This window comes from Pseudomonas sp. fls2-241-TYG-175 (assembly GCF_030209155.1).
In the GTDB taxonomy this organism is placed as follows: Bacteria; Pseudomonadota; Gammaproteobacteria; order Pseudomonadales; family Pseudomonadaceae; genus Aquipseudomonas; species Aquipseudomonas viridiflava.
On record NZ_JARVSO010000001.1, the window covers coordinates 116,022 to 139,668 of the forward strand.

Here is a 23,647-nt window from a genome sequence, read left to right on the forward strand (position 1 = left end):
CGATGAATATCCCTAATCTGATTACCGTACTACGCGTTTTACTGATTCCGATCTTCATTCTGTTGTTCTATATGCCTTATCACTGGAGCTACATGGCTGCCAGCGCGGTGTTTGCCTTTGCGGCGGCGACCGACTGGCTGGATGGGTATCTGGCACGTCGTCTGGAGCAGAGCACGCCATTCGGTGCGTTTCTCGATCCGGTCGCCGACAAGCTCATGGTGGCCGTGGCACTGGTGCTGCTGGTTCAGGCTCACGCAAACCTGTGGCTGACGCTGCCGGCGGCGGTGATCATCGGACGCGAAATCGTCATTTCCGCCCTGCGCGAGTGGATGGCAGAAATCGGCGCCAGAGCCCAGGTCGCAGTCTCAAACATGGGCAAATGGAAAACCGCTGCCCAGATGCTGGCGCTGGTCATCCTGCTCGGCAATCCGCCAGCCATCACGTTCTGGGTCATTCTGGGCTACGCGTTGCTGCTGGTGGCTGCAGGGCTGACATTGTGGTCGATGGTGCAATACCTGAGGGCCGCCTGGCCGCATCTGAAAACCACGGCAGAAAAAAAATAAGTTTTTGAATCAAGGGCTTGACGGGAGTTTTTGAAGCGCTAGAATGGCGCCCGTCAACACGACAATGCGGGAATAGCTCAGTTGGTAGAGCACGACCTTGCCAAGGTCGGGGTCGCGAGTTCGAGTCTCGTTTCCCGCTCCAAACATGGTGCTGAAGAGGTTTCACCATCACTTCAGCAAAAGAAAAAAGGACCTTATGGTCCTTTTTTCGTTCTTGTTTTTCTTCAAAATGTCCTCGCTCATCCGTTACGGTCAATCGGCTCGATGCTGAGCTCTCGGTGTCAGTTCATCAAATGCCGACCAACGCTCATACCACTCTATTTCGCCCTATAAGCCTTCAGCATCGACGTGCTGCCGATAGCTTTACGAAGTGCGCCATGCCTTGTCCAGAAGGCTTTGTAGCGCGCCGCTGCGGTAACTGTGGTCAGGGTTCATGAAGGTTTTGTTCTTTATTGAGCACTGCTTCCAGGCACTCGATGAACACGCGTACCCTTTGAGGGACCTGCTGACGGGTTGGTAGCACGGCAGTGATAGACAGCAGCTCCGGTGTCGCATCGTTCAGCTTCACCAGCACGAGAGAACCTTCAGCGAGCTCTCTGCGAACGTCCCAATACGTCAGCATGGCCAGTCCCAGGCCTTGTTTGCTTGCCGTGCGAACTGCCTCGACACTGTTGGCAGAAAAGGCACCGTGAATCCGTAAAGCCAAAGGCTCGCCTCGTTTGGAAAACAGCCAGCAAGGCATTGCGTGCAACACGATGCATTGATGCTGTTTGAGCTCATTGAGGTTTTGCGGTGTGCCCGACCGTGCGAGGTAATCAGGGCTCGCACAGACGACACGGGGGTTGTCAGCCAGATTTCTCGCCACCAGGTTCGAGTCGCGCAATGCGGCGATGCGAATGGCCACATCAATGCCCAGCCCGGCGATGTCTACGATGCTGTCAGACAGCGTGAGGTCGATTCCGAGTTGGGGATTGCTGGAGAGCAGCGCGGGTAGCAGGGGCATGATGACGGTCTGACCGAATACGGTTGGGGCCGTGACTCGCAATGTTCCGCTCACGCTGGCCACGTTGTTTTTCAGTGTGGCTCGCGCTGTCTCGCTCGCTTCCAGCATGGTTCTGGCATGGGGCAGAAAAAGCTCCCCCTCCGGCGTGAGAGATACGGAGCGGGTTGTGCGGTGCACCAGCCGTACACCCAGATCGCTTTCAAGAGACGCCAGGCGCCGAGAGACCATCATTGCAGACAACCCGAGCCGCCTGGCTGCTTCGGACAGGCTGCCGCTGGTGGCTATGTTGGCGAACACTTCTATTTCCGGAAGCTGCATATTTATATCTGTATCCGTTAAGCCGCCTTATCGTGTGACGGGCTTTTATTGACGTCTTTGAGTGCCTATTGTCTTTGGTATCTGAGCTGTTCGTTCAGATAACCCATCTGGAGGATATGACGATTGGATACGACACGCCGGGCTATTTTAACGCCTTTTGATATGGGCCATCTGCAGCTCAGGAACCGCCTTGCGCTTGCGCCCATGACGCGCGTCAGCGCGACCGAGGCCGGAAATGCCACGCACGACATGGCAAAGTATTACGAACGATTCGCCAAGGGCGGCTTCGCATTGGTGATTACGGAAGGTGTCTACACGGATCGCAGGTTTTCTCAGGGTTACCGCTTTCAGCCGGGCCTCACTGACCAACAGCAGGCGTTGGCCTGGCGCCCTGTGGTGGACGCAGTTCATCGGCATGAGAGTGCGGTGATCGCTCAGATCATGCACGCAGGCGCGCTCAGCCAGGCAAACCGGTTCACCGATGGCACTGCAGGACCGTCGGGGATCCGCCCCAAGGGTGAGCAAATGGCGTTCTATCGCGGTGACGGTAAGTACCGCGTCCCTCGGGTCATGAGTGATGAGGATATTGCCGACGCCATCGAGGGTTTCGCCCAGGCAGCGAAGCTGGCTGTCGAGACAGCAGGTTTTGACGGGGTCGAGATCCATGCAGCCAACGGATATTTGCTTGACCAGTTTCTGACGGACTATTCAAACCAGCGTTCAGATGGTTGGGGAGGCGATATTCGTCAACGCCTCAGGCTTACCCTTGAAGTGGTCGCCGAAGTGAAAAAGGTCGTTGGCCGTTCGCCAGTCGGAGTGCGTATATCGCAAGGCAAGGTCAACGACTTTCAGCACAAGTGGGTTGAGGGAGAGAAGGGGGCAGAGACCGTTTTCGGCAGTTTGTCCGACTCAGGTGTCGATTTCATTCACGTGACTGAGTACGAAGCCTGGCAGCCTGCTTTTCCCGACAATGACGTCAGCTTGCTTGCGCTTGCCCGGCGTTATGCGCCTGACGTCGTGTTGATCGCCAATGGCGGTCTTCACGATAGGGAGAAGGCAGAGCAGGTCCTTCAGAGTGGCGCAGACATGGTTGCTGTGGGCAAGGCTGCTCTGGCCAACCCTGACCTTGCGCAACGGATTTCGGAACGTCGTGCTCTCAACGACTTCGATCCGTCGCTTCTCGGCCCGATTGCTGATATCAAGCAAAGCGAGCTAGGCCTGACGTGAAAAACAGCCGGCAGCGCAGGGTGGGCATCCCTGCGCAGTCGAATACCTAATGAGTTGCCAGTTTCGGCTTTTCGGTCTCCCGCATGAACTGCTCCAATTCCTTGCTGTAGAACTTCGCGTTGCTTGTCGTCCCATGACCTCGGGTTTCGGCGCTGGCAGGAATGAGCAGCAGCCTCGCGTTCCTGATCTCTCGTAGCGAGCCTTCCAGCAGCCCTGTTTCCGGTGGGTTGCGTTCGTCGTCTGCCGCGTTTATCGCCAGCACTGGCGCCTGGATTTTATTCAGCCCCTTCGACGCGTCGTAATCGGCGGAGGACTGCCATTGATAGATGAAGTCGTTGGCGTCAGACGTCTGTGGTGAGTTGAGTCGGTCATCCACGTACTTGTCAGCCAGCGCCCGGGAAGGGGCCGCAGCCTGATAAGCCAGATTGCCACCGCTGGTGCCGATGCTGAACATCGCGTTGGCCAGGCGCAGGGACGGCGGCTGTGTGGTGTAGTTGCCGTTGTTCCAGGCCGGATCCTGCTTGATCGACTCCACGAGCAGCCGACGCATCATCCAGTTGCGCGATGACATTGGCGTGGGTTGCGAGGCCATCGGCACGAGTGCATCCATCATCTGCGGCCAGGTCTGACCCCACATCCAGGTTTGCATGCCACCCATGGAATTACCAATGATCAGGCGCAGGTGCTTGACGCCAAGTCCCTCGGTCACCAGTCGATACTGCGCCTGAACCATATCGGCGTAGTTATATTCCGGGAAGCTGGCGCGCAGGCCGTCCGAGGGTTTGGTGGATTGCCCCATGCCAATGCCATCGGTGGAAATGATGTAGTACTTGCTCGCGCTCAGCGGTTGGCCTTCGCCGAATAACTCCCCACCAAAGTCCTTGGCGAGGATGTCGCTGCCGGGCCGGTAAGTGCCATGCAGGAAAAGGATGGCAGGGTTCTTCGGATCGCCGAGGGTGATGTAGTGCAGTTTCAGGTTGGCGAGTTTTTCACCTGTGTGAAAGGTGAACTCGGGGGCGACCCAGTCGCCTTCTTTTGCAGCCGGGAGCGGGGCGGCATGAAGGCTGGAGGCGAGACAAAACAGAAACATCAGCCCGATGGCAGGGCGCAAAGCGGAGCGCTGCATGAAAGGTATCCTGTCTGGTTTTTATTGTCAGGTTGTAGGCGTGCCGGACGGATATTCCTCCTGTGATCGTATTTTGTGAAGCTATTTTTCAGTTAACAATGATTAACATTGGGCAACGAAAAAAGGACCTCAGGTCCTTTTTTCGTTTCTGGGGTAAACCGCCGGGTGTCATGAGCACAAGTCGAGCGGGCTACTTATAGCGCTGCTCGAACGTCGCCAGATTTTCTGGCGTTATCAATTGAAAGGGCACCCACACGTCAGCTGTGACGGGCTCACCCTTGATCATCCTGATCGCCGACTGCATCGCACTGGCGGCCTGGGCCTTGGGGTCCTGAAAGACCGACGCAACCAGCATTCCGCGTTTGATCGCTGCCAGACCGTCAGGCAAGCCGTCGATACCGACAATCGCAACCTCGCCCTTTGCCTTGCCTGCCTGCTGCAGGGCCATGGCTGCGCCGATTGCCATCTCGTCGTTATTGGCAATGATCGCGTCGAAACGGCTGCCTGCGAGCAGCCAGTTGCTGGTCAGGTCCATTCCCTTGCTGCGTTGCCACTCGGCACTTTGCTGTTCAACGACCTTTATGTTCGGGTAGTCCTTAAGGATCTGTTTGACGCCTTCGGTACGGTCATGCGTGGCGTTTTGCGCCAGGTCGCCCATGATGATTGCGAGGGTGCCTTTGCCTCCCAGCTTTTCAGCCAGATAACGCATCTGCAGTTGCCCGGCCTCGATATCGTTGGACGCGACCGTGACCACCCCTGTGGGCAGCTTGCGTTCGTCCGGGTGACGATTGACGTACACCAGCGGTATTTTTGCTGCCACTGCGGCGCGGGTCATGCTCGCCGTGGCGGAAGTGTCGACGGGCAGGACGATGACTGCATCGACTTTTTGATTGAGAAATCCCTGAACCTGATTGAGCTGGCGAACCACATCGCCCTGTGCGTCCTCGAACTGGATCTGGACACCCTCCTGTCTGGCGGCATCGTCCAGACCGTTACGCACATAGGTCATGAAGTTATCGTCAACTCTGGCGATACTGACCCCGATGCGGTAACTGGCGGCGGCCCATTGGCTGAACAGGGTCAGCAGCGTAGCGAGCAGCAGTGTGTAAATGCGCATGACGGTTTTCCTTTTGTTGTTATGGGTAGACCTTCACTGACAAGCGTTGGCGCTCAGTGCGGCGTGCTCAGTCAAGCGTGAACGCGTGACGGAAACGCTCAAGTGCCCGTTCGCTGTCGCCGCTGGCCCAGCCCTCGAGGCCGACCACACCGCTGTAACCGATGCCGGACAATGCTCTGGCAATCGCCGGGTAGTGAATCTCGCCAGTACCGGGCTCCATGCGGCCGGGCACATCCGCGACCTGAATTTCGCCGATGGCCTTGCCGGCGCGCTGGATCAGCTCGATCAGGTTTCCTTCGCCGATTTGTGCGTGATACAGGTCCAGGTTCATTTTCAGGTACGGGCTGTCTACCGCTTCGATGAGTGCGAGTGTGTCCTCGGCGCGGGCGAAGGGCGTGCCGGGGTGATCGACCTCGGTGTTCAGGTTTTCCAGCAGAAACACCCGGCCCGCGTCCTCGCCCAGCCGCGCGATCTTTTCCAGCGTCTTGCAGGCGCTCAGCCACATGCGGCCTGTGGTATGCGCGACCGGCTTGACCGGCAGGCCGTCAGCGTCCAGGCCGGTGCCATGCAGGTTCAGGCTCGGGCAGTTCAACTGCTCGGCGACCCTCAATGATTCGCGTGCGGAGTCAAGCAACCGACCGATGTCGTCCTGATCGGTCAGGTTGCCGGAGATGTAGCCAGTCATGGAGGTAAAATCTGCGCCCGTGGCCACAAGGGCCGCGATGTTCTTGGTCGTCCAGTTCCAGATCTCGACGCTGAAGCCCAGTGCATGGATACGCTCGACGCGTTCGGTGAAGGGCAGGTCGAGGAATACCATTTCAGCGCTGACGGCCAGTTTAAAGGGCGTGACGCTCATGAGGCGGCTCCTTGTACGCGTACCGCCTTGCCTTGCTGAAAGGATTCGATGCAGGCGCGGGCAATGGCCAGGGCTGCCCGTGCATCTTCGCCGCTTGCCAAAGGTTTTTCCCCACTGCGCATGCAACCGACGAAATGGTTGAGTTCGGCGAAATAGGCGTCACGCAGCAGGTCGGTGTCCATTCTCTGGGTGTCAGCCTGGACGCCAGTCGCCAGATAGCGAAGCAGGTCGGACTCATTGACACTGCCCATGCTCAGCATGCCAGCGCTGCCAAAGACTTCTCCCCGGACATCGTAGCCATAGACCGCCTGGAAATTCGCCTCGGCAACCGCAATCGCGCCGTTATCGAAGCGGACGGTAACCACGGCGGTATCGAGAAATCCGTTGGCCTTGAATTCCGGGGCGATCAGGGCGTCTGCCATGACAAACACCTCGACCGCTTCCGCGCCTGGATTGAGATAGCGCAGGGTGTCGAAGTCATGAATCAGGGTTTCGAGGAAGATCACCCATTGGGGCGATGCGGCCGGATTATTCAGGGCCGGATCGCGAGTCAGCGAACGCAGCAGCTGTGGCGTCCCGATTCTGCCTGCAACAACGTCCAGATGGGCAGTACGAAAACTTTTCGCGAAGCGCCGGTTGAAGCCGACCTGCAAGGTCACTCGTGCATCGGCAGCCGCAGCGATAGCGCGGTCGGCCTCTTCCAGCGTGATTGCCATCGGTTTTTCACAGAAGACACTTTTTCCGGCGCGGGCGGCTCTTATCACCAGCTCGGCATGGCTGCGGGCTGGTGCGGCGATCAGAACGCCGTCGATGTCCGGGTCGTCCAGCAGTTGCTGTGGGTCTGAATAGACTTTTTGCACGCCCAGCTCTGCTGCCAGGCGTGTCGCGTGGGCGTGAGAGGGATCAGCGATGGCGGTCAGACTTGCTCCGGGAATATGCCGTGCGGCGGTCAGGCCGTGAAAGCTACCCATGCGTCCGGCGCCGATGAGACCCAGACGGATCGTTTGCGATGTACTCATGACGTTTCCTTTTTATTGTTGTTGGGTGTACCGACAGTAAGGACGGCCGGTATCAGGTCAGGAGCAATCACTGTGCCAATCTATAACTAACTGATTTTCAGGATAATTTTTTTAAAGACTGAATAATTGTGTGCATTTAAAAGACATGTCTACACTGACATGTCAAAGATATGAACATAGCGAGATGAGCGATGGGCCCACAGCCGATGATTCTCAGTGCAGAGGACCGCGATTACCTCACTGCACTCGGTCCGGCCTCAATGAACGCCGGGCCGAGCGAGGCGCTGAAAAGCGCCTGGATAGCTTGCCTTCAGGGATGCACCGAACGGCCTTCAGAAATCAGGCAGACCATCTGGGATTCGTGGTTACGCAGCATCAAGGCCGGTATCGATCCGGCCGATGGCGAATACCGTTTCGTCACGCCCGGCGAGTTGAATGCGGCGTTGGCGACGAATCGTGCGCTGATCGCCGCAGCGGCTCAGGTCATGGGCGGCTTGCTGGCTTATAACCCCAGAGGTCATATCAACCTGACCGACGCACAGGGCACGACCCTGTATTTCTGCGGGCTGGATCTCACACCGGTGGGCAGCCTATTGCTGGAGTCGGTACAGGGCACCAACTGCACTGGCCTGGCGCTTGCTGAAGATAGACTGGTCTATGTGCTGGCCGAGGAGAACTTCGGCTCAGGCCTGCGACAACGGGGCATGCACTGCGCCGCTGCACCTATCAGAGACGCCGAGGGGCGTACGCTGGCGATGTTGACCCTGACCGCAGAGCCGGGCTGGTTTCATTTCCATACGCTCGGCACCGTTCAGGCCGCAGCGGAGGCCGTGTCGCGGCAGATGGCCTTGCAGGCGCTGCTGGAAGAACAGCAGACGGTGCTTGAAGTGCTTAACGAAGGCCTGGTGGTGCTGAACGGCCAAGGCTGCATAAAGGCGCTCAATCGTTACGCCCGACAGCTGTTTCGCGTCGGGCTTGAGGTGCTGGGCAGTCCTTTTCAGCAGCTCGGTCAGAGCGAGCTCACCGATGGAATCCTGCAGCGTGGCGGGGAAGGGGTGCGTGATCTGGACTGCACCTTCGAGTTGCAGGATCGCAGCCATCTGGCATGCCTGGTTTCGATCTGCCCGCTGGAGCAGGGTGGCCTGATTGTTTCGTTGCGTGAGAAAAGACGGATTCGGGATATCACCCACAAGATCATCGGCAGTCAGGCCAGCTACACTTTCGACACCATTCAGGGCAGTTCACGCGCGATACAGGACGCGCTGCACCTGGGTCGGATCGCCAGTCGTAGTGATTCCACGACACTGATACTGGGCGAGAGCGGGACCGGCAAGGAATTGTTCGCCCAGGCGATCCATAACGCCAGTGAGCGGTGCGGCGGTCCTTTTGTGGCGGTCAACTGCGGAGCCATCCCGCGGGATCTGGTGCAGAGCGAACTGTTTGGTCACACAGAAGGCGCCTTCACCGGTTCGGCTCGCGGGGGTGCCGCAGGGAAGTTCGAACTGGCTGATGGCGGGACAATCTTTCTCGATGAAATCGGAGACATGTCGTTCGATGCTCAAGTCAGTCTGCTGCGGGTTCTGCAGGAAGGCGAAGTGACCCGTGTCGGGGCGAAGAAATCGCAACGGGTGAACGTGCGGATCATCGCGGCGACTCACCGCAATCTGAGTCAGGCGGTGGCTGATGGTGCCTTTCGTGAAGACCTCTATTACCGTCTCAACGTGCTGAACCTGACCGTGCCTCCCTTGCGAATGCGGCGCGAGGACGTGCCCTTGCTGGCGCGCCACTTTCTCGTTCGCTGTGCCCGCTCGCTGCGCAAACCCGTGCGCGATTTTTCGCAGGAGGCATTGGATACCCTGTGCGGCTACCACTGGCCGGGCAATGTGCGCGAACTGGAAAATATCATCGAGCGCGCGACCAATCTCACTACGAATGAGCGTGTTCAGCTCAGTGACCTGCCGCTTGAAATCCGGCAAGGTTTGCGTCCACTGACGCCGGGGATCGTGGCCGAGATTCGGACAACGCCGGACCTTGGCGCTCATGAGATGAACGCAATCGCCGCCGCCCTTGAGGAAACGCGGGGCAACATTCGTCAGGCTGCCCAGCGGCTGAAGGTCTCGCGCGGCGGTCTGTACAACAAGATGGAACGCTACGGACTCAAGGCCGAGGCGTTTCGATCATGACCGGCTGCGCGCAACCCCTCGCATGAATCACGCGTTGATCGAGGTCAGCCGCACCGGCACCGATTTCGCCGCTGGCACCTTGCTGCGCTCGGCATGGTGCCAGATCGGGATGAGTGCGTTGCACTCTGGGTAATAAGCGCCAGCGCACCCTTCTGGAATGTCGTAGGCGATGATTTCGAACGGCCCGACCTGACGCTTCACCTCGGGCTCCACCGCAGTGGTTAGCAGGACGCGCTCACCGACCTTGAAGCCCAGCCGCTCGATGTCATTGCAATGCATGAAAATCACCTCGCGGGTCCCGCTCACACCTCGAAAACGATCGTCATAGCCGTAGATGGTGGTGTTGAACTGGTCGTTGCTGCGCAGCGTCATCAGTTGCAGCACGTCGCGAGTGGATTCAGGAAGCGCGATGTCGTCGTTTTCGACCAGCGTGGCAGGTGTGACGAACTGTGCCTTGCCACTTTCGGTGTTCCATTTGCGCTGCGCGGCGGCGAGCGGACGATGAAAACCACCGGGTTCGGCCATGCGGGTTTCCATGTCGTGAAAGATTTCCGGATAGATGATGCCGATGGCTGTTCTGATTTTCGTGTAATCGTTGCTCCAGGCTTGCCAGTCAATCAAACAGCCATCGAGCACGGTGGCGGCAGCAAGCCCGGCGACAATGCTTGCCTCCGCTCGGACAGCAGGGCCTACCGGCTGGGCGCTGCCTTTCCAGCCATGTACGCAGCCGGTGCTGTCCTCGGTGGTATAGGTTTGCTCGACGCCGTTCTGCTGGTCGATTTCGATTCGGCCCAGGCAGGGCAGCAACCAGGTGTTATGGGCGGGGACCAGATGCGTGCGATTGAGTTTGGTCGCGATCTGGACGCTCAGGTCCAGTCCATGCCAGGCCGGTTCCATCCGGGAGGTGTCGGGGATGGCCCGCAGGAAATTACCGCCCAGGCCGATAAAACCTTTTACACGACCCTCGAGGATGCCTTCGCAGGCGTCCACCGTCGCCATGCCTTTCTGTTCCGGGACCTTGAAGCCGAAGTGCTGCTCAATCAGGTCAGCCGGGACTTTTTTCGGGTCTTCGGTGATGCCGACGGTCCGCTGGCCCTGCACGTTGGAGTGGCCACGCACCGGGCAGATACCGGCTCCCGGCTTGCCGATATTGCCGCGCATCAGCATCAGGTTCACCAGCATCTGTACGTTGGTCACACCACGCCGGTGCTGGGTGAGGCCCATTCCATAGACAAACATGACGCGCTGACTGCGGGCATAAACATTCGCAGCGGCTTCCAGCGCCCCTCGTGTCAGGCCGCTCTGGCGCTCCAGTTCCGACCAGGTGCTGTGGCGGACATAGTCTGTGAAGGTGTCGAAGCCCTGGGTATGGCTGGCGATGAATGCGTGGTCCAGCACGGGCGGCGTACCGTTGGCGGTGGCTTTATCTTCCATTTCCAGCAAGGCCTTGGCGATACCGGTCATGGCGGCCGTGTCACCACCGGTGGCCACCTGATGATATTGCGTGCTGATAACGGTCGAGCCGGGTATCAGCATTTCGCCGGGCGATTGCGGATTGACGAAGCGCTCCAGCCCACGCTCGCGCAGCGGGTTGAAGGTAATGATCGGCACGTCTCGCTGGCGCGCCTCCTGCAATTGATGAAGCATGCGCGGGCTGTTGCTCCCGACGTTCTGGCCGAAGAAAAACAGGCAGTCGGTGTGCTCGAAATCGTCCAGCGTCACAGTGCCGACAGGCACGCCGATGCTTTCCTGCAAACCCACCGAGGTGCTTTCGTGGCACATGTTGGAGCTGTCGGGCAGGTTATTGGTGCCATAGGCGCGGGCGAACAACTGGTACATGAATGACGTTTCCAGTGAAGCGCGCCCTGAGGCGTAGAACACCACGCTGCCCGGCTCCATGCTCTTGAGTTGTGCGCCGATCTCCCGGTAGGCCTCTTCCCAGGATGTTTCCAGGTAACGGTCACTTTTGGCGTCGTAGCGCAGGGGGTGGGTCAGCCGGCCGTGTTGCTCCAGATCGTAGTCGGCCCAGCCGCGCAACTCGCTGAGCGTGTGCGCGGCAAAAAAGGCCGGGTCGGTTTTCAGCGACGTCAGCTCCCAGGCAGTCGCCTTGGCACCGTTTTCACAGAACTCCAGTGCGCGCGGGTGGCCGGGCTTGGCCCACGCGCAACTGACGCAGGCAAAACCATCGGGTTTGTTCTGTTTCAACAAAGCAACGGCTGGCTTGGTCAGCGCTTTCTCCCGCCAGAGAATCTGCGCCACCGACTTAGCCGACCCCCAGCCGCCGCTGGCATTGGTATAGGGTTTGAAACGGGTCTTGGGGTAAATCAGCATCGGTCGCTCCAGGCCATTAAGCAGGCTGCTTGATAAGGCTGGGACGAAGCCGACCGGAGAAAGGTTCAGCGGATTTCGAGGCGGTAGGCGTCTTCGAGCAACGCTCAAGGACTTCAGCTGGACGAACGGCTGACTCGCAGGTCTGTGCGTGAGTCGTAAAACCTTCGGCAGGCCCGCACAGAGCCTGCCTTGGACACAACAATCCTACTTGGCTGTGAAGAAGCTCAAGCCTTTGCCAACCGCGCAGTCGTAACTCACGGCCTGTCCGGTCTGCTGGTAGCCAGGAACACTGAGCGTGGTCATGCTGAAATCGGCTTTGCCGTCGGGTTTCACGCGGTAGCGAATGAACTGCTCGATAGGCTTGTTATCCCGGTCGAGCGTGAAGTGTGTGTCCGAGAACGCCAGCATGCCATCGGGCGTGATTCGATAGGCATCGATACGTTTACCGCCCTGGGTCTTTGACGGCTCCGCGCCCTTGATCGAGGACGTGCACTGTCCGAGATCGATCACTACCGACACCGACTCGCCGGTGTTCAAGGCTTTGATGATGGAAGGCTGGTCGCGAAGGGCGTCGCCTGCGAAAGCGAAGGCGGGCAGTGACAGGGCAATGAATGCAGCGCAATAACGTTTCATGGTTGACTCTCCAGCAATGCAGACCGGTCCTCGTCACCTGCTACGAGGGTGTTGCAACGTAACGGGGACCGCTCAAATCCGGGGTTATTAGGCAGCGCGAACCCTACCATAAGGCTTTTCCCGGATGGGCCTCCTGTCGCAGTGGCCAACATGAAAGTTTGTCCGGTTATCCTTTTCAGACATCTGCCGATACAAATGATGGTGGCAATATGGTCGCCGCATTGAGGAAGAGGGTTGGACATGCTGAGACAGCTGAAAATCGCAGTCAGAACGGCCGTTTGCTTTACGCTGATGGTGGTTCTCGTCATCGGGCTCGGGGTTTTCAGCCTTCAACAGCTACGCAGCATTCGTGAACAGTCCCTGGAGATCGAAAACGACTCGCTGCCAGGCATCGCACTGGGCGATGACATCTCGCTGGCGTTCGAGAAAACCCGTACCACGGCGATGAAAATGCTGTCGACTCATACGGATCAGCAGGTCGAACAGGTGCACGCGGAATTGCTGGAAAAGAAGGCCGGTTTTCAGAAGGCCATGCAAGCCTACGCCCCATTGATCACCTCCGAGGACGAGCGGGCTTTGATCAACCAGCTCGGCGCGGGGTATCAGTCTTATGCTCAGGGTGCTGAGCGGGTCTACCAGTTGGTCAAGGACAATCAGGTCGAGGCCGGTCAGCAACTGGCCTGGGTCGAGATGAAGGCCATCGCCGAAAGCATGGAAGCGCTGGTCGGCAAGCTGGAAAAGCTCAATGACGCCTCGGAAGAAGAATCGAGCGCCAATGCCACCAGCGTTTACGGCAGCGCTTTCTCCGTCACCCTGGCGGTCATGCTGCTGGCGGTACTGCTCACCGTACTGCTTGCCTGGCGCCTGTCGCGCAGCCTTTCAGTGCCCATCAGTCAGGCACTGTTGACCTCGGAAACCATTGCCTCAGGTGATCTGCGACCTACCGGCGTAGACCGCGCAGGTACCGATGAGGCCGCGCTCTTGCTGCAATCGATGGAGCAGATGCGCCTCAGCCTGAGCAAGACATTGACCCACGTGGGCGACGCTGCGAACCAACTGGCCTCGGCGACTGAAGAAATGAACGCGTTGATCGTCGATAGCAACAATGATCTGGTGGCGCAGAACAGCGAAATCGAAATGGCCGCAACGGCGGTAACCGAGATGAGTCAGGCCGTGGATGAGGTGGCACGCAATGCCGTGGCCACGTCGCAGGAGTCCAAGGCATCTTCAGCGTCTGCGCGCCAGGGTCAGGACGAACTCGATCACACCGTCAAATCGATTCTTGAACTCACTCAGAACGTCGGCACAGCGTCTCACGAAGCAAAATCGCTGGCCACTCGAACGCTGGACATCACCAAGGTGCTGGACGTCATTCGCGCCGTGTCGGAGCAGACCAACCTGCTGGCGCTCAACGCCGCTATCGAGGCCGCTCGCGCCGGAGATGCAGGGCGTGGCTTCGCTGTGGTTGCCGATGAAGTCCGCGCGCTGGCGCATCGCACCAGCGAGTCGACCCGCGAGATCGAAACCATGATCGGGCATATTCAGCAGGGTACTCAAAGTACATTGACGGCCCTTGAGGTCAGCACCGAACAGGCGCAAAAGACCCGGCAGCAGGCGGAGTCGGCCAACGCGGCGCTGGCGCTGATTGCGAAGTCAGTCGCGGTCATCGACGAACGCAACACCATGATCGCCACCGCGTCTGAGCAACAGGCAGAAGTTGCACGTGAAGTGGACCGCAATCTGGTGCGCATTCGCGACCTGTCCGCACACTCGGCGGTCCGCACCGGGCAGACCGGCAGTGCCAGCCAGTCGCTGGCAGAGTTGGCCAATGGTTTGAACACCACGCTGGGGCAATTTACCTTGCGTTGATCGGTTGCCGGTCTCGAGTTTTGCAGTGCTGGCAATTCGTCCTCGTCGGATTGCCGCCCGGCTCATGATTACTCGGTGGTGCGTACAGAAGAGACCTTCTCTACGACATGACGCGCGTCACGCGAGATGCCGGAGAACCTTCCCGATCCCCAAGTGTGCAGCCATGGCAAGCCGAGGAAATACAGGCCTTTCTGCGCTGTAATACCGCGCGTATGGCCTGGGTAGGAGCGACCATTGAACACCGGTACATCGACCCAGCTGAAATCCGGCTGAAAGCCAATGCACCAGATGATGCTGGTAATGTCGCTGTGCGACAGGTCCAGTTCGGTGGTCTCGCCCTCCGGCGTCCATAGCGGGGCATAAGGCACACCGGCGGGTGCGTCGATGTCGTGTTCGGCAATGTATTTGTCGATGCTGGCGTTGATGCGGTTGTAAACAGCATCGGCAGCGTCGAGGTTTGCAGCAAGGTCGGCTGCAAATTGCAGGCGTGTGCCGTCCAGGCTGTTAAGACGACCAAACAGTCGCATGCCCTCAGTAGCAAAGCGGCGCAAATCGATATCGCGGCCTCCGTCCCGTCCGGTCACGTAGTGGTTGGTGTTATCACGCACACCTTCACGCAGCGGATGAGCATCGACGCCGATGTCGTAGTAACCCATGTCCGCCAACCAGTCGACGACATCCCGGCCGCGGTGAAAGCGCGCGCACCGCGGCGCATCGCCGACTGCCAGAAATACCTTGCGACCGGCCAGGTGCAGGTCCTCGGCGATCTGTGCACCCGATTGCCCGGATCCCACCACCAGTACCGCTCCTGCGGGCAGGGCCTGGGGACTGCGGTATTGCTCCGAATGGAGCTGAGTCATCCCGGTCGGCAGACGCTCGGCCAATCGCGGGATAATCGGAGTGTGGTAGCCGCCGCTTGCGACGATGACCTGATCTGCCGTGAATTCGCCAAGCGTCGTTGTCAGGCGATAACCGCCTTCAGGTCTGGTGGTCATATGGAGCACTGCGCAGCCCTCCCGCACGGGGGCATTGACCCTGGCAATAAAGCCATCCAGATATGCAATGATCTCGTCTTTTTTCATGAATCCGTGCGGATCATTGCCGGCATACGGATAGCCGGGAAGATCACATTGCCAGTTGGGCGTCACCAGGCAAAAGGCATCCCAGCGCTGATTGCGCCAGGTGTGAGTCAGGCTGTGCTTTTCCAGCACAACATGATCAATGTCGTGCTGCTGCAGGTAGTAGCTGGCCGATAACCCGGCCTGGCCCCCACCGACGACAATTGTGCTGTAGTGAGTCATTTGCGTGTTCCTTTTGATGGGGGAGTGGTCAGATGTCGCCAAATCCGGAGTAATGGACTTTCCCGCTGCCCTGTTCCTTGACTTCCAGAACTGTCACCTGCGCCTCGGCGGTCGTGAATCTGCGCGCCATCATGCGAATCCCGCTCAGACTGTCCATCGCAGAACTGCAGTAGAAACCTTTGACGGCCTTGACCCGCTCGGAGGCTGCATTCAGGCCCGCATCGGCGCGCTGCAAAAAATCGGGCAGGGTATAGGAATCGCCTTGAGTCAGATGTTGATGAATCACGGTGGACGGCGAATACACGTTGCTTTCCTGGCCATCCGGCCAGCGCAAACGAATGTTGACTGCGGGCATGTCAATGCTCCTTGACGTCGAAAAGGTGGCGTAACCGGGGGTAACTGAAACCGGTGAAAGGCTGTCGCGCCAGATCCCAGAACACTTCGCTTTCCGAGCCATGGTTGACCTGCAGGCGCGCGCTGTCGTCGGTCTCGCCGATGCAGGCGCAGTGCAGGCCTTCATGAGCGAAGGCAGCCTTGACCGTGGATAAGTCCTTGGGGTCCAGCGTCAGCAGAAATCCATAGCTGGGAAATGCTTGCAGCCAGCGCGCAAATGGCGCGTCGGCGGGTCGGGGAACGGCGGACAGATCAATCGCCGCACCGCAGGCCGTGGGCTCAAGCAACATGAGCAAGGTGCCCAGAATCCCGGCGTTGCTGACATCTTTGGCTGCCGTCAGCAGTCCGGCCTCGGCTAGCCGTGGGATAACCTCAAGCTTTGCTCGCAAGCGCTCGGGCGTGTCATTCTCGAACGCTTTCCAGTAGGGCGCGTCACCGTGCCACTCGCCATCGAGGTCAACGGCCATGGCAATGATCTGTCCAGGCGCAACGTGCAAGGTCGATAGCAGGGCGCGGGCCCAGCCTGTCACTGCAACTGCCAACGCTGCGGGGTTACCGGGCGCCTGACTGGTGTGGCCTCCCGCCAGGATCAGACCGTAGGCCGCACAGGCCGCCTGGATACCCGCCATGACCTGATCGGCGGCCTTCTCGTCATGGTGCCAGTAAGCATTCACGACAGCAGTGGCACGTCCGCCCATCGCGGTAATGTCGCTCACGTTGGCCATTACGGCGGACCATCCTGCAAACCAGGGGGCCTGTTCGACGAACGCTGGAATCATCCCCTCGATTGCCAGTAGCTGATACTGATCACCGCACCGAATGGCGGCCGTGTCATCACCCGGCAGTGCGTACACACTCTCTCGTGTAGGGGCCACTGCAGAGCAACTGCCGGCCGGCGTCTGTATCGCCATTTTCGAGCGCATTGCGGGCGTGTCCCGAAGTTCGGCGAGCAAGGCTTTCAATGCAGACTCGGTCGCACACGCGTTAGCCATTGCGGTTCACCGTTCTACCTAAAAGCGCAGTCTGGCGGGCCATGAACGGATAGTGTTCAAGCCGTGCCTGCATGAGGCAATGTGGCTGGCCGAGCAGGCTCATCTCCTTGAGCGTTTCCCAGTGCAGACCCTGGAAGTAGTCCTCGTTGGCGTGTTGCACTGTTGCCAGAAAGGTATGACAGCCCAGGTCAAGTGCCTTGGACACGGCCTCGTTGACCAGCGCTTTGCCGATCATTCCATAGCGGCGGTATTGACGATCAACACACAGTCGCCCTCCGTACCAGACCCCTGGCGTCTCTTCGTAAATGCGTACTGCGCCGATGACGCGTTCCGGCATGCCACAGTGGTGAGCCACTGCCACGATCGGCAGCGCTTTGAAGTCGTTTTCGTCTTTATCTTGCGCAAGCAGCTGCTGCTCTTCGGAAAACACGGCTCGGCGCAGTGCGTAATAATGCCGTCGCTCCCAGGCCTCATCAGCCGGTTTGACCAGCATGTCACCGGCGAGAAAGTCTTTGAAGGTTCCGTCGATCAAAGCAAAGGCATGTTCGGCCATGGCGTGCGCTCCCGCTCCGTTACTCGTGGTGTTTCAGTGCTGAGCACGCGCCACATTTGGCGCAGCCCGCGTTGATATTGTCCGAGTGCAAGCCATGCCGGCGCAGACTCGCCCCGATACGGGGGTAGAGCCGTTGCATGAATCCATTGTCCGGCTTGGGGTGACGGGCGAGCGGGGTTCCATCGATGGGCACGAAGGGCACGACGAACGGATACACGCCGACACTCGCCAGGCGCTCGCTCATCTGCGCAATGGCGTCTTCGCTGTCGCCGAGCCCGGCCAGAATATAAGTGCTGACCTGGCCCCGGCCGAACACCTGAACTGCTGCATCGAAGGCGCTGAAGTAGCGCTCCAGCGGCACTTGCGCCTTGCCGGGCATGATGCGTTGACGGACCGCATCGGTGACGGCTTCAAGGTGCATGCCCAGCGAGACCACGCCGCTGTCCCTGAGTCGCTGGAACCATGCGTCGTCATCCGGGGGTTCACATTGCGCCTGGATGGGCAGGTCAACTGTGGCTGTCACTGCCGTTGCAGATTCACACAGTACGGCTGCTCCCCGGTCACTGGTCTGAGGGGTGCCGGTGGTCATCACCATGTGCTTGACGTTGTCCAGTTCAACCGCAGCCTTCGCCACTTCGGCCAGCTGTGCCGGACGCTTGCGGGCGATGGTTTTGCCGTTGGCAAGCGACTGGCTGATGGCGCAGAACTGACAGGACGTAGCTGTATCGTTCATGCGGATGCAATGCTGCAGGATCGTGGTGGCCAGTACGTCCTTGCTGTGCAAGGTAGCGATTTTCCAATAAGGAGTGCCGTCCTCGGTGTTCAGTCCATAGAACCTGGGTACGCCGGGCAGCTCAACCTTACCGACCTGCAGACCCTCGCGAAAAATCAGTGCCTGAGCGCCGTCTGCGCCTGGACGCGCAGAGTAGGGCGAGTCAAGCGAAGCATGGTTAAGCATTGGCACCATCGCGGTGTGCTCACCCAGACTCAGCGCCTTGTGGTCGGATGGCCCGGCACCGCCTTTGCGAGACAGACCGTCCGCGCCTTCCCAGCGCACGCCATGGCATTGCAGCTCGGCGAGAAGGTCTGCATTGAGGTTCCTGACCGGTATCAAGTCCACGTCGTTGGCTTTATGAGCAGGCATCCCGGCAGGCTTGTGTGCGATCAAGTCATTCATGTGAGGCCTCCTCGAATGATCCGTGCAGGTCATGCACATGAGCGGTCGCGCGACGGTCGATCAACAGGCTCAGCAGTTCGGGCCGGCTGTAATGTCCGACCGAGTCCATCATTCGTTTGCGTTTGTCGATCAGGGCAAAGTCGAGGTCGGCGATGACTGTGCCTTCGCCTTCTGTACGTTGACCAAGCACCCTGCCTTCCGGAGAGATGATTGCGGTGAAGCAGCCGCCCGATATCGGCTCCAGCGCACAGCCCGTGTCCATCATGATCTGTGTCTGTTGCCCGGCATCCAGCCACGCGGTGGCGTTGACCACGAAACAGCCGCTTTCCAGCGCGTGATGGCGGATGGTGACTTCCATTTGCTCGGCAAAGATCTGCCCGACCAGCGAGCCTGGGAACATGGCGGCATGGATCTGTTCGCCGTCAGCCATCAAGGCGTAGCGAGCGAGAGGGTTATAGTGTTCCCAGCACGCCAGCGCGCCGATCCGGCCGACGGCGCTGTCGGTGGCTTTCAGGCCAGATCCATCACCTTGCCCCCACACCATGCGCTCGTGGTAAGTCGGCGTGATCTTGCGGCGATGCTGGATCAGCGAGCCGTCGGAATCAAAAAGCATTTGTGCGTTATAAATCGTTCCCCCATCGCGTTCATTTATGCCGATGCAGGCTACGATTCCGGCTTCGCGGCAGGCTTCGCCGATCTGCCGGGTCACGTCAGAGGGAACCGTCACAGATTCTTCCAGCAGTTTCAGGTGCTGTCTGCCCATGGCGAAAGGTGGCTGGACGAATGAGAAATAAGGGTAATAAGGCACCACGGTTTCAGGAAACACTGCGAACTGCACACCATCACGGCCCAGGTCGAGCAGCGTGTTGCACAGTTTTGCGACTGTGGCTTCGCGTGAATACAACACAGGGCTGAACTGAACGGCGGCAGCACGGATTGTTGGCATGTTTCGATTTCCTGTCGTTTGAAACCAAGAGCGGTCAAGGGGCGAGGCGCGTCAGCCGCCTTGGTGAGGCCGGGAAATGACCCGGCAGCAACTCGGCGGCCTCGACGGTCAGGGCTCCTGCGTAATCAGCGGTTGCCGACTTACGCTGTCCAGGTATCAATGATCATCGCGCCTTCGCGACGCATCAGAAGCCGCAGATCCATGACATCCAGCGGGTTGATCGGGCGGATGCCTTCGATGAGGGCTTTCTCGGTCTGACCGTAGAGTGCCTGCAGGGCAAAGCGGCAGGCATAGACTTCGCCGCCTTCGGACATGAACGCTTTCAGCTGGTTGTTGACCGCCAGGTGGCCGGGGAACGCTTCGGCACCCAAGGTAGGAAAACCGCGCTGCACGCCCAATTGGACACCAGGGCCGTACAGCAGGATTTTGGTTTCAAACCCTTTACGCAGCAGGCGCTTGGCTTGCAGCATATTGACCAGGCCAATGGAGCCTTCGAAGGCGATGGTGTGGAACGTGATCAGCACTTTCTCGCCGGGTTCGGCCTTTACGTCCTCGAAGACTTTCTCTTCGTAATTGACCAGAAAGTCGCCGTCTTGGTAATGAGCAATGTCCACGGTTGGCATATCGTCTTCTCCAGTGAGTCATGTTTTGTCAGCGGCCGAAGGCGGCTGAGTGCATGAGTACAAGAGCGAATCACGTGCCAGAAATTAATGTGGCTGCCGCAAGGCATCCAACTGTTTGAATCTGAACGGTTATTGGATCTGAAACGCTTTTTTGGACGCTTTCTGATGCTTTCGCCGCGCCACGTATTCCCGTAGTAATACGAATATTCGTAGCCAAAAAACACGAGATATCGTAATGAGCGAGCCAGATTCTCTCAACGGTTGGGCCGACCTGGCCTATTCGTCTCGACACATGGTGTTTGAGCATTGCGCTGAAGCCATCGCCTTGCTCGATCCGGTCGCCGATCGATTTGGCGATCTGAACATCGCCGCCTGCAAACTGCTGGGATACCCCCGGCAGGAACTTTTGAAACTGCCGGTGAGCAAGCTGTTCGGGCATCAGTTGGCCGACCTCATCGTGTTCACCCAGGCAGTAATGGACAAAGGGCACGGCTGGAGCGAAGACCTGAGTTGCAACTGCAAGACCGGCGAACGGATCGAACTGGCATTGTCAGCCACAATTCTGCAGGTCAAAGGCAGCCCGCAACTGATCCTCGTGATGCGAGAGGTCAGCCAGGAAAAGTATCAGCGTGATCAGGCGCATACCGAACGCACGATGCGCGGCGGGCTTATAGAGTGGCGCAATATTCTTAACCTGTTCCAGGAAAGCGAACGCGATAACCAGCTTTTACTCAGTGCCGTGGGCGATGGGATCTACAGCATCAACCCGGATGGACTGGCCACTTTCGTCAACCCGGCAGGCGCCCGGATGCTGGGATGGGAGCCTCAGGACATGATCGGCAAGAACATTCACCGGATTCACCACCACACCCATGCCGACGGCAGCCACTACCCGGTTGAAGATTGCCCCATCTACAAGGCCGTGCGGGACGGCGTCGTCCATGAGGGACGCCAGGAAGTTTTCTGGCGAAGGGATGGAACGTCCTTCCCTGTGGAATTCACCAGCACACCTGTGATCACCGATGGCCGGATCGCAGGAGCGGTCGTGGTGTTTCGCGATATCACCGAGCGCCGCAATACCGAGCGCCAGCTTCAGAGCGCCCTTGAAGAACTAAAAGTGCTGAAGCATCGACTGGAGGAGCAAAACGCCTACCTGCAGGAAGAAATCCATACGGAACACAATTTTCGGGAGATAGTGGGGCAGAGCGAGCCCATCCTGAAAATCATCAAACAAGTGGATGTCGTGGCGCCCACGGACGCCAGCGTGCTGATCAATGGCGAGTCCGGTACGGGCAAGGAACTCATTGCCCGGGCCATTCACCAGGCCAGCCGACGCAGCGCAAATCCGCTGATCAGGGTCAACTGTGCGGCGATCCCTGCCGAGCTGTTCGAGAGCGAGTTTTTTGGTCACATTCGGGGTGCGTTTACCGGCGCCATACGTGACAGGGTCGGACGCTTCGAACTGGCCGATGGCGGGACATTATTTCTCGATGAGGTTGGCGAGATCCCGCTGGATCTGCAAAGCAAGTTGCTGCGTGTACTGCAGGAAGGGCAGTTCGAACGTGTGGGCGAGGAGCGTACGCGCAAGGTCGATGTGCGCATCATCGCTGCGACCAACCGCGACCTGCGGCAAGAAGTGGCTGGCAAGCGTTTCCGCGAGGACCTGTACTTCCGGTTGAACGTATTTCCAATTCAGTCACCCGCGCTTCGCGAACGCCCGATGGACATTGCGCCGCTCGCTGCGCATTTTCTCAAACAGACAGCCAAGCGCTTGAACATGCCCGGCCGCCGCCTTCGCAACAGCGATATTGACCGCCTGCAACACTATTCATGGCCTGGAAATATTCGTGAACTGCAGAATGTCATTGAGCGCGCACTGATCACCTCTCGTGGCGCCGACCTCGCCCTTGACCTGCCCGATGAACCGGGTCAAACCAAGATCCAGCCTGTGATGGAGTCGTCCGCAACCCCTGTCGTTTTAACGGACGCGCAAGTGCGGGAGCTGGAGCGCAGAAACATGCGCGCCGCTCTTGAAGCGACCAGGGGGAAACTCTTCGGCAAGGGTGGGGCGGCAGAGTTGCTGGGTTTGAAGCCCACCACGCTGGCTTCGCGATTGAAGCGACTGGACATCGAACCAGGCGGTGGTGAGGGCGGCGCTTCGACGCGTGACTGATGCCGGGTGCTGTTGATCCGGCAACAGTGAATCGGCAATTTGCGCAGCATTCCTCGGCAGGCCCACGAGCTTTATGCTCACGGAAACGCTGGGTGATACTCGACGTAAATCCCTGAAAGCACCAAGGGCCATGCTTCGCAGGGATATTCAACCCTCAGCGCCTCGCTCGGGCACGGGCTGTGCACTGCTCCTCGGATTCCTGTCCTGAATCTGCGGAGCTACCCCGATGCCCGATGCCGTTCTTCCTTCGACGTCCAACCGATTTGGCAAACGCTGGCCTGCACTGGCACTGACGTTAATAGCGGCCTGCATGGGCATGTCTGCACAGGCCGATGACAGCGACGTTCCATCGCTGGCAGGCAAGCGCATCGCGATCAGCATGACCGGTACCAGTCACTACTTCGATATCAAGGCGTTTCAGGCGCAGGTCGATGAGGTCAAACGGCTGGGCGGCACGCCGATCACCCTGGATGCTGGGCGCAACGACAAGAACCTGGTGAACCAGCTACAGACCGTGATCACCCAGAAGCCCGATGCAGTCATCCAGACGCTCGGAACCCTGAGCGTGATCGATCCCTGGCTCAAGCGCATCAGCAAGGCGGGGATTCCGCTGTTCACTATCGATGCGCCGTCGCAGTACAGCCTCAACAACACCACCTCAGACAACGTCGCCACCGGCAAGGCGCTGGCCGGGCAACTGATCAGGGACGCGGGTGGCAAGGGCAACATTCTGGTGTTCAACGGTTTTTACGGCGTGCCGGTCTGCGCGATTCGCTACGATCAACTGAAGCTGGCGCTCAAGGATCATCGAGAGCTGAAGATCATCGAGCCCGAGTTGCGCGATGTCATCCCTAATACCGTTCAGGACGCCTACTCGCAGGTCTCGGCCTTGCTCAACAAGTATCCCAAGGGCAGCGTGTCGGCCATCTGGTCAGCCTGGGACATTCCGCAACTGGGTGCCAGCAAGGCGCTGATCGATGCCGGGCGCACCGAGATCAAGACCTATGGCGTGGACGGCACGCCGGAAGTGCTGGAACTGCTTGGCCGTAGCGATTCGCCCATCGGAGCCGTTGTGGCGCAGCAGCCGGTGCTGATCGGCAAGACAGCCGTGCAGAACGTCGCACGCTATCTGGCGGGACAACGGGAGCTGCCCCGGGAAACCCAGGTGCCCACGTTGCTCACCACCGCAGGCAACCTGCCCGAAGTGCGGCAGCTTCGCGGCGACAATTGATCGGGGATAGACC

At 59.0% G+C, this 23,647-nt stretch carries 20 protein-coding genes, 1 tRNA gene and 1 pseudogene; 8 read left to right on the forward strand and 14 right to left on the reverse strand.

What is annotated here, in order from left to right; genetic code table 11:
* The first annotated feature begins 2 nt into the window (after positions 1-2).
* Together pgsA and QRN20_RS00520 are read left to right on the forward strand one after the other, a co-directional pair.
* Entirely contained in the window at positions 3-563 is a 561-nt protein-coding gene (gene pgsA, locus QRN20_RS00515; protein ID WP_004879535.1) for a CDP-diacylglycerol--glycerol-3-phosphate 3-phosphatidyltransferase, read from the forward strand.
* A gap of 66 nt (positions 564-629) precedes the next feature.
* Positions 630-705, forward strand: a tRNA-Gly gene (locus tag QRN20_RS00520).
* 282 nt (positions 706-987) lie between these two features.
* Here QRN20_RS00520 and QRN20_RS00525 read toward each other — a convergent pair.
* Positions 988-1,884 (reverse strand): LysR family transcriptional regulator, encoded by an 897-nt coding sequence (locus QRN20_RS00525; RefSeq protein WP_122545047.1) that lies wholly within the window; start codon positions 1,882-1,884, stop codon positions 988-990.
* Between the two features lie 123 nt (positions 1,885-2,007).
* On the opposite strand from QRN20_RS00525, the gene QRN20_RS00530 reads away from it, so the two are divergent.
* The gene (locus tag QRN20_RS00530; RefSeq protein ID WP_277312852.1) at positions 2,008-3,111 is read left to right on the forward strand and encodes an oxidoreductase; all 1,104 of its coding nucleotides are present in this window, start codon (positions 2,008-2,010) and stop codon (positions 3,109-3,111) included.
* 46 nt (positions 3,112-3,157) lie between these two features.
* Here the strand turns inward: QRN20_RS00530 and QRN20_RS00535 are convergent, their stop codons facing one another.
* The 4 genes from QRN20_RS00535 to QRN20_RS00550 all read right to left on the reverse strand — a co-directional run bounded on the left by QRN20_RS00535 (position 3,158) and on the right by QRN20_RS00550 (position 7,229).
* Complete coding sequence (locus QRN20_RS00535; protein WP_122570121.1) at positions 3,158-4,237, reverse strand: alpha/beta fold hydrolase; 1,080 nt, start codon at positions 4,235-4,237, stop codon at positions 3,158-3,160.
* A 190-nt stretch (positions 4,238-4,427) separates the two neighbouring features.
* Positions 4,428-5,354 carry a sugar ABC transporter substrate-binding protein gene (locus QRN20_RS00540; RefSeq protein WP_122605828.1) on the reverse strand — a complete coding sequence of 309 codons (927 nt, stop codon included), beginning with the start codon at positions 5,352-5,354 and terminating at the stop codon, positions 4,428-4,430.
* 67 nt (positions 5,355-5,421) lie between these two features.
* Entirely contained in the window at positions 5,422-6,210 is a 789-nt protein-coding gene (locus QRN20_RS00545; protein ID WP_122605826.1) for a TIM barrel protein, read from the reverse strand.
* Complete coding sequence (locus QRN20_RS00550) at positions 6,207-7,229, reverse strand: Gfo/Idh/MocA family oxidoreductase (RefSeq protein WP_122605824.1); 1,023 nt, start codon at positions 7,227-7,229, stop codon at positions 6,207-6,209. Before QRN20_RS00550 ends, QRN20_RS00545 begins: the two co-directional genes overlap by 4 nt.
* A 191-nt stretch (positions 7,230-7,420) precedes the next feature.
* On the opposite strand from QRN20_RS00550, the gene QRN20_RS00555 reads away from it, so the two are divergent.
* Positions 7,421-9,412, forward strand: coding sequence for a sigma-54 interaction domain-containing protein (locus QRN20_RS00555; protein ID WP_122605822.1), 1,992 nt, complete (start codon positions 7,421-7,423; stop codon positions 9,410-9,412).
* Between the two features lie 27 nt (positions 9,413-9,439).
* Here the strand turns inward: QRN20_RS00555 and QRN20_RS00560 are convergent, their stop codons facing one another.
* Positions 9,440-11,743 (reverse strand): FdhF/YdeP family oxidoreductase, encoded by a 2,304-nt coding sequence (locus QRN20_RS00560; protein WP_122501512.1) that lies wholly within the window; start codon positions 11,741-11,743, stop codon positions 9,440-9,442.
* Between the two features lie 204 nt (positions 11,744-11,947).
* Positions 11,948-12,376, reverse strand: coding sequence for a VirK family protein (locus QRN20_RS00565; protein WP_004879519.1), 429 nt, complete (start codon positions 12,374-12,376; stop codon positions 11,948-11,950).
* Positions 12,377-12,616: 240 nt separating this feature from the next.
* On the opposite strand from QRN20_RS00565, the pseudogene QRN20_RS26705 reads away from it, so the two are divergent.
* Positions 12,617-13,138 (forward strand): annotated as a pseudogene (locus tag QRN20_RS26705) (MCP four helix bundle domain-containing protein); the annotation flags it as partial.
* Between the two features lie 399 nt (positions 13,139-13,537).
* Entirely contained in the window at positions 13,538-14,245 is a 708-nt protein-coding gene (locus QRN20_RS26710) for a methyl-accepting chemotaxis protein (RefSeq protein ID WP_422762886.1), read from the forward strand.
* A 68-nt stretch (positions 14,246-14,313) separates the two neighbouring features.
* Here the strand turns inward: QRN20_RS26710 and QRN20_RS00575 are convergent, their stop codons facing one another.
* The 7 genes from QRN20_RS00575 to QRN20_RS00605 all read right to left on the reverse strand — a co-directional run bounded on the left by QRN20_RS00575 (position 14,314) and on the right by QRN20_RS00605 (position 20,230).
* The gene (locus tag QRN20_RS00575; RefSeq protein ID WP_050575374.1) at positions 14,314-15,546 is read right to left on the reverse strand and encodes an MSMEG_0569 family flavin-dependent oxidoreductase; all 1,233 of its coding nucleotides are present in this window, start codon (positions 15,544-15,546) and stop codon (positions 14,314-14,316) included.
* 28 nt (positions 15,547-15,574) lie between these two features.
* A complete protein-coding gene (locus tag QRN20_RS00580; protein ID WP_029242186.1) occupies positions 15,575-15,901 on the reverse strand; it encodes an MSMEG_0570 family nitrogen starvation response protein in 327 nt (108 codons plus the stop codon).
* Position 15,902: 1 nt separating this feature from the next.
* On the reverse strand, positions 15,903-16,931 hold the full coding sequence (locus QRN20_RS00585) for a sll0787 family AIR synthase-like protein (RefSeq protein ID WP_029242185.1): 1,029 nt from the start codon (positions 16,929-16,931) through the stop codon (positions 15,903-15,905).
* On the reverse strand, positions 16,924-17,484 hold the full coding sequence (locus QRN20_RS00590) for an MSMEG_0567/Sll0786 family nitrogen starvation N-acetyltransferase (RefSeq protein ID WP_029242184.1): 561 nt from the start codon (positions 17,482-17,484) through the stop codon (positions 16,924-16,926). The genes QRN20_RS00585 and QRN20_RS00590 overlap by 8 nt, the downstream gene beginning before the upstream one ends.
* Before the next feature lie 19 nt (positions 17,485-17,503).
* Positions 17,504-18,628: an MSMEG_0568 family radical SAM protein gene (locus QRN20_RS00595; protein ID WP_050575376.1), complete on the reverse strand. Its 1,125-nt coding sequence runs from the start codon at positions 18,626-18,628 to the stop codon at positions 17,504-17,506.
* A 25-nt stretch (positions 18,629-18,653) separates the two neighbouring features.
* A complete protein-coding gene (locus QRN20_RS00600; RefSeq protein WP_122605820.1) occupies positions 18,654-19,607 on the reverse strand; it encodes a Nit6803 family nitrilase in 954 nt (317 codons plus the stop codon).
* 140 nt (positions 19,608-19,747) lie between these two features.
* Entirely contained in the window at positions 19,748-20,230 is a 483-nt protein-coding gene (locus QRN20_RS00605; RefSeq protein ID WP_004879505.1) for an MSMEG_0572/Sll0783 family nitrogen starvation response protein, read from the reverse strand.
* A 235-nt stretch (positions 20,231-20,465) separates the two neighbouring features.
* Between QRN20_RS00605 and QRN20_RS00610 the strand changes: the two genes are divergently transcribed.
* Positions 20,466-22,403 (forward strand): sigma 54-interacting transcriptional regulator, encoded by a 1,938-nt coding sequence (locus QRN20_RS00610; RefSeq protein ID WP_058432747.1) that lies wholly within the window; start codon positions 20,466-20,468, stop codon positions 22,401-22,403.
* A 226-nt stretch (positions 22,404-22,629) separates the two neighbouring features.
* Positions 22,630-23,634: a sugar ABC transporter substrate-binding protein gene (locus tag QRN20_RS00615; protein WP_122605818.1), complete on the forward strand. Its 1,005-nt coding sequence runs from the start codon at positions 22,630-22,632 to the stop codon at positions 23,632-23,634.
* The last annotated feature ends 13 nt before the right edge of the window (positions 23,635-23,647 follow it).

Coding starts and splice junctions, on each gene's coding strand:
- pgsA (WP_004879535.1), top strand. CDS start 3: ATGAATATCCCTAATCTGATTACCGTACTACGCGTTTTACTGATTCCG.
- QRN20_RS00525 (WP_122545047.1), bottom strand. CDS start 1,884: ATGCAGCTTCCGGAAATAGAAGTGTTCGCCAACATAGCCACCAGCGGC.
- QRN20_RS00535 (WP_122570121.1), bottom strand. CDS start 4,237: ATGCAGCGCTCCGCTTTGCGCCCTGCCATCGGGCTGATGTTTCTGTTT.
- QRN20_RS00540 (WP_122605828.1), bottom strand. CDS start 5,354: ATGCGCATTTACACACTGCTGCTCGCTACGCTGCTGACCCTGTTCAGC.
- QRN20_RS00545 (WP_122605826.1), bottom strand. CDS start 6,210: ATGAGCGTCACGCCCTTTAAACTGGCCGTCAGCGCTGAAATGGTATTC.
- QRN20_RS00550 (WP_122605824.1), bottom strand. CDS start 7,229: ATGAGTACATCGCAAACGATCCGTCTGGGTCTCATCGGCGCCGGACGC.
- QRN20_RS00555 (WP_122605822.1), top strand. CDS start 7,421: ATGGGCCCACAGCCGATGATTCTCAGTGCAGAGGACCGCGATTACCTC.
- QRN20_RS00560 (WP_122501512.1), bottom strand. CDS start 11,743: ATGCTGATTTACCCCAAGACCCGTTTCAAACCCTATACCAATGCCAGC.
- QRN20_RS00565 (WP_004879519.1), bottom strand. CDS start 12,376: ATGAAACGTTATTGCGCTGCATTCATTGCCCTGTCACTGCCCGCCTTC.
- QRN20_RS26710 (WP_422762886.1), top strand. CDS start 13,538: ATGAGTCAGGCCGTGGATGAGGTGGCACGCAATGCCGTGGCCACGTCG.
- QRN20_RS00575 (WP_050575374.1), bottom strand. CDS start 15,546: ATGACTCACTACAGCACAATTGTCGTCGGTGGGGGCCAGGCCGGGTTA.
- QRN20_RS00580 (WP_029242186.1), bottom strand. CDS start 15,901: ATGCCCGCAGTCAACATTCGTTTGCGCTGGCCGGATGGCCAGGAAAGC.
- QRN20_RS00585 (WP_029242185.1), bottom strand. CDS start 16,931: ATGGCTAACGCGTGTGCGACCGAGTCTGCATTGAAAGCCTTGCTCGCC.
- QRN20_RS00590 (WP_029242184.1), bottom strand. CDS start 17,484: ATGGCCGAACATGCCTTTGCTTTGATCGACGGAACCTTCAAAGACTTT.
- QRN20_RS00595 (WP_050575376.1), bottom strand. CDS start 18,628: ATGCCTGCTCATAAAGCCAACGACGTGGACTTGATACCGGTCAGGAAC.
- QRN20_RS00600 (WP_122605820.1), bottom strand. CDS start 19,607: ATGCCAACAATCCGTGCTGCCGCCGTTCAGTTCAGCCCTGTGTTGTAT.
- QRN20_RS00605 (WP_004879505.1), bottom strand. CDS start 20,230: ATGCCAACCGTGGACATTGCTCATTACCAAGACGGCGACTTTCTGGTC.
- QRN20_RS00610 (WP_058432747.1), top strand. CDS start 20,466: ATGAGCGAGCCAGATTCTCTCAACGGTTGGGCCGACCTGGCCTATTCG.
- QRN20_RS00615 (WP_122605818.1), top strand. CDS start 22,630: ATGCCCGATGCCGTTCTTCCTTCGACGTCCAACCGATTTGGCAAACGC.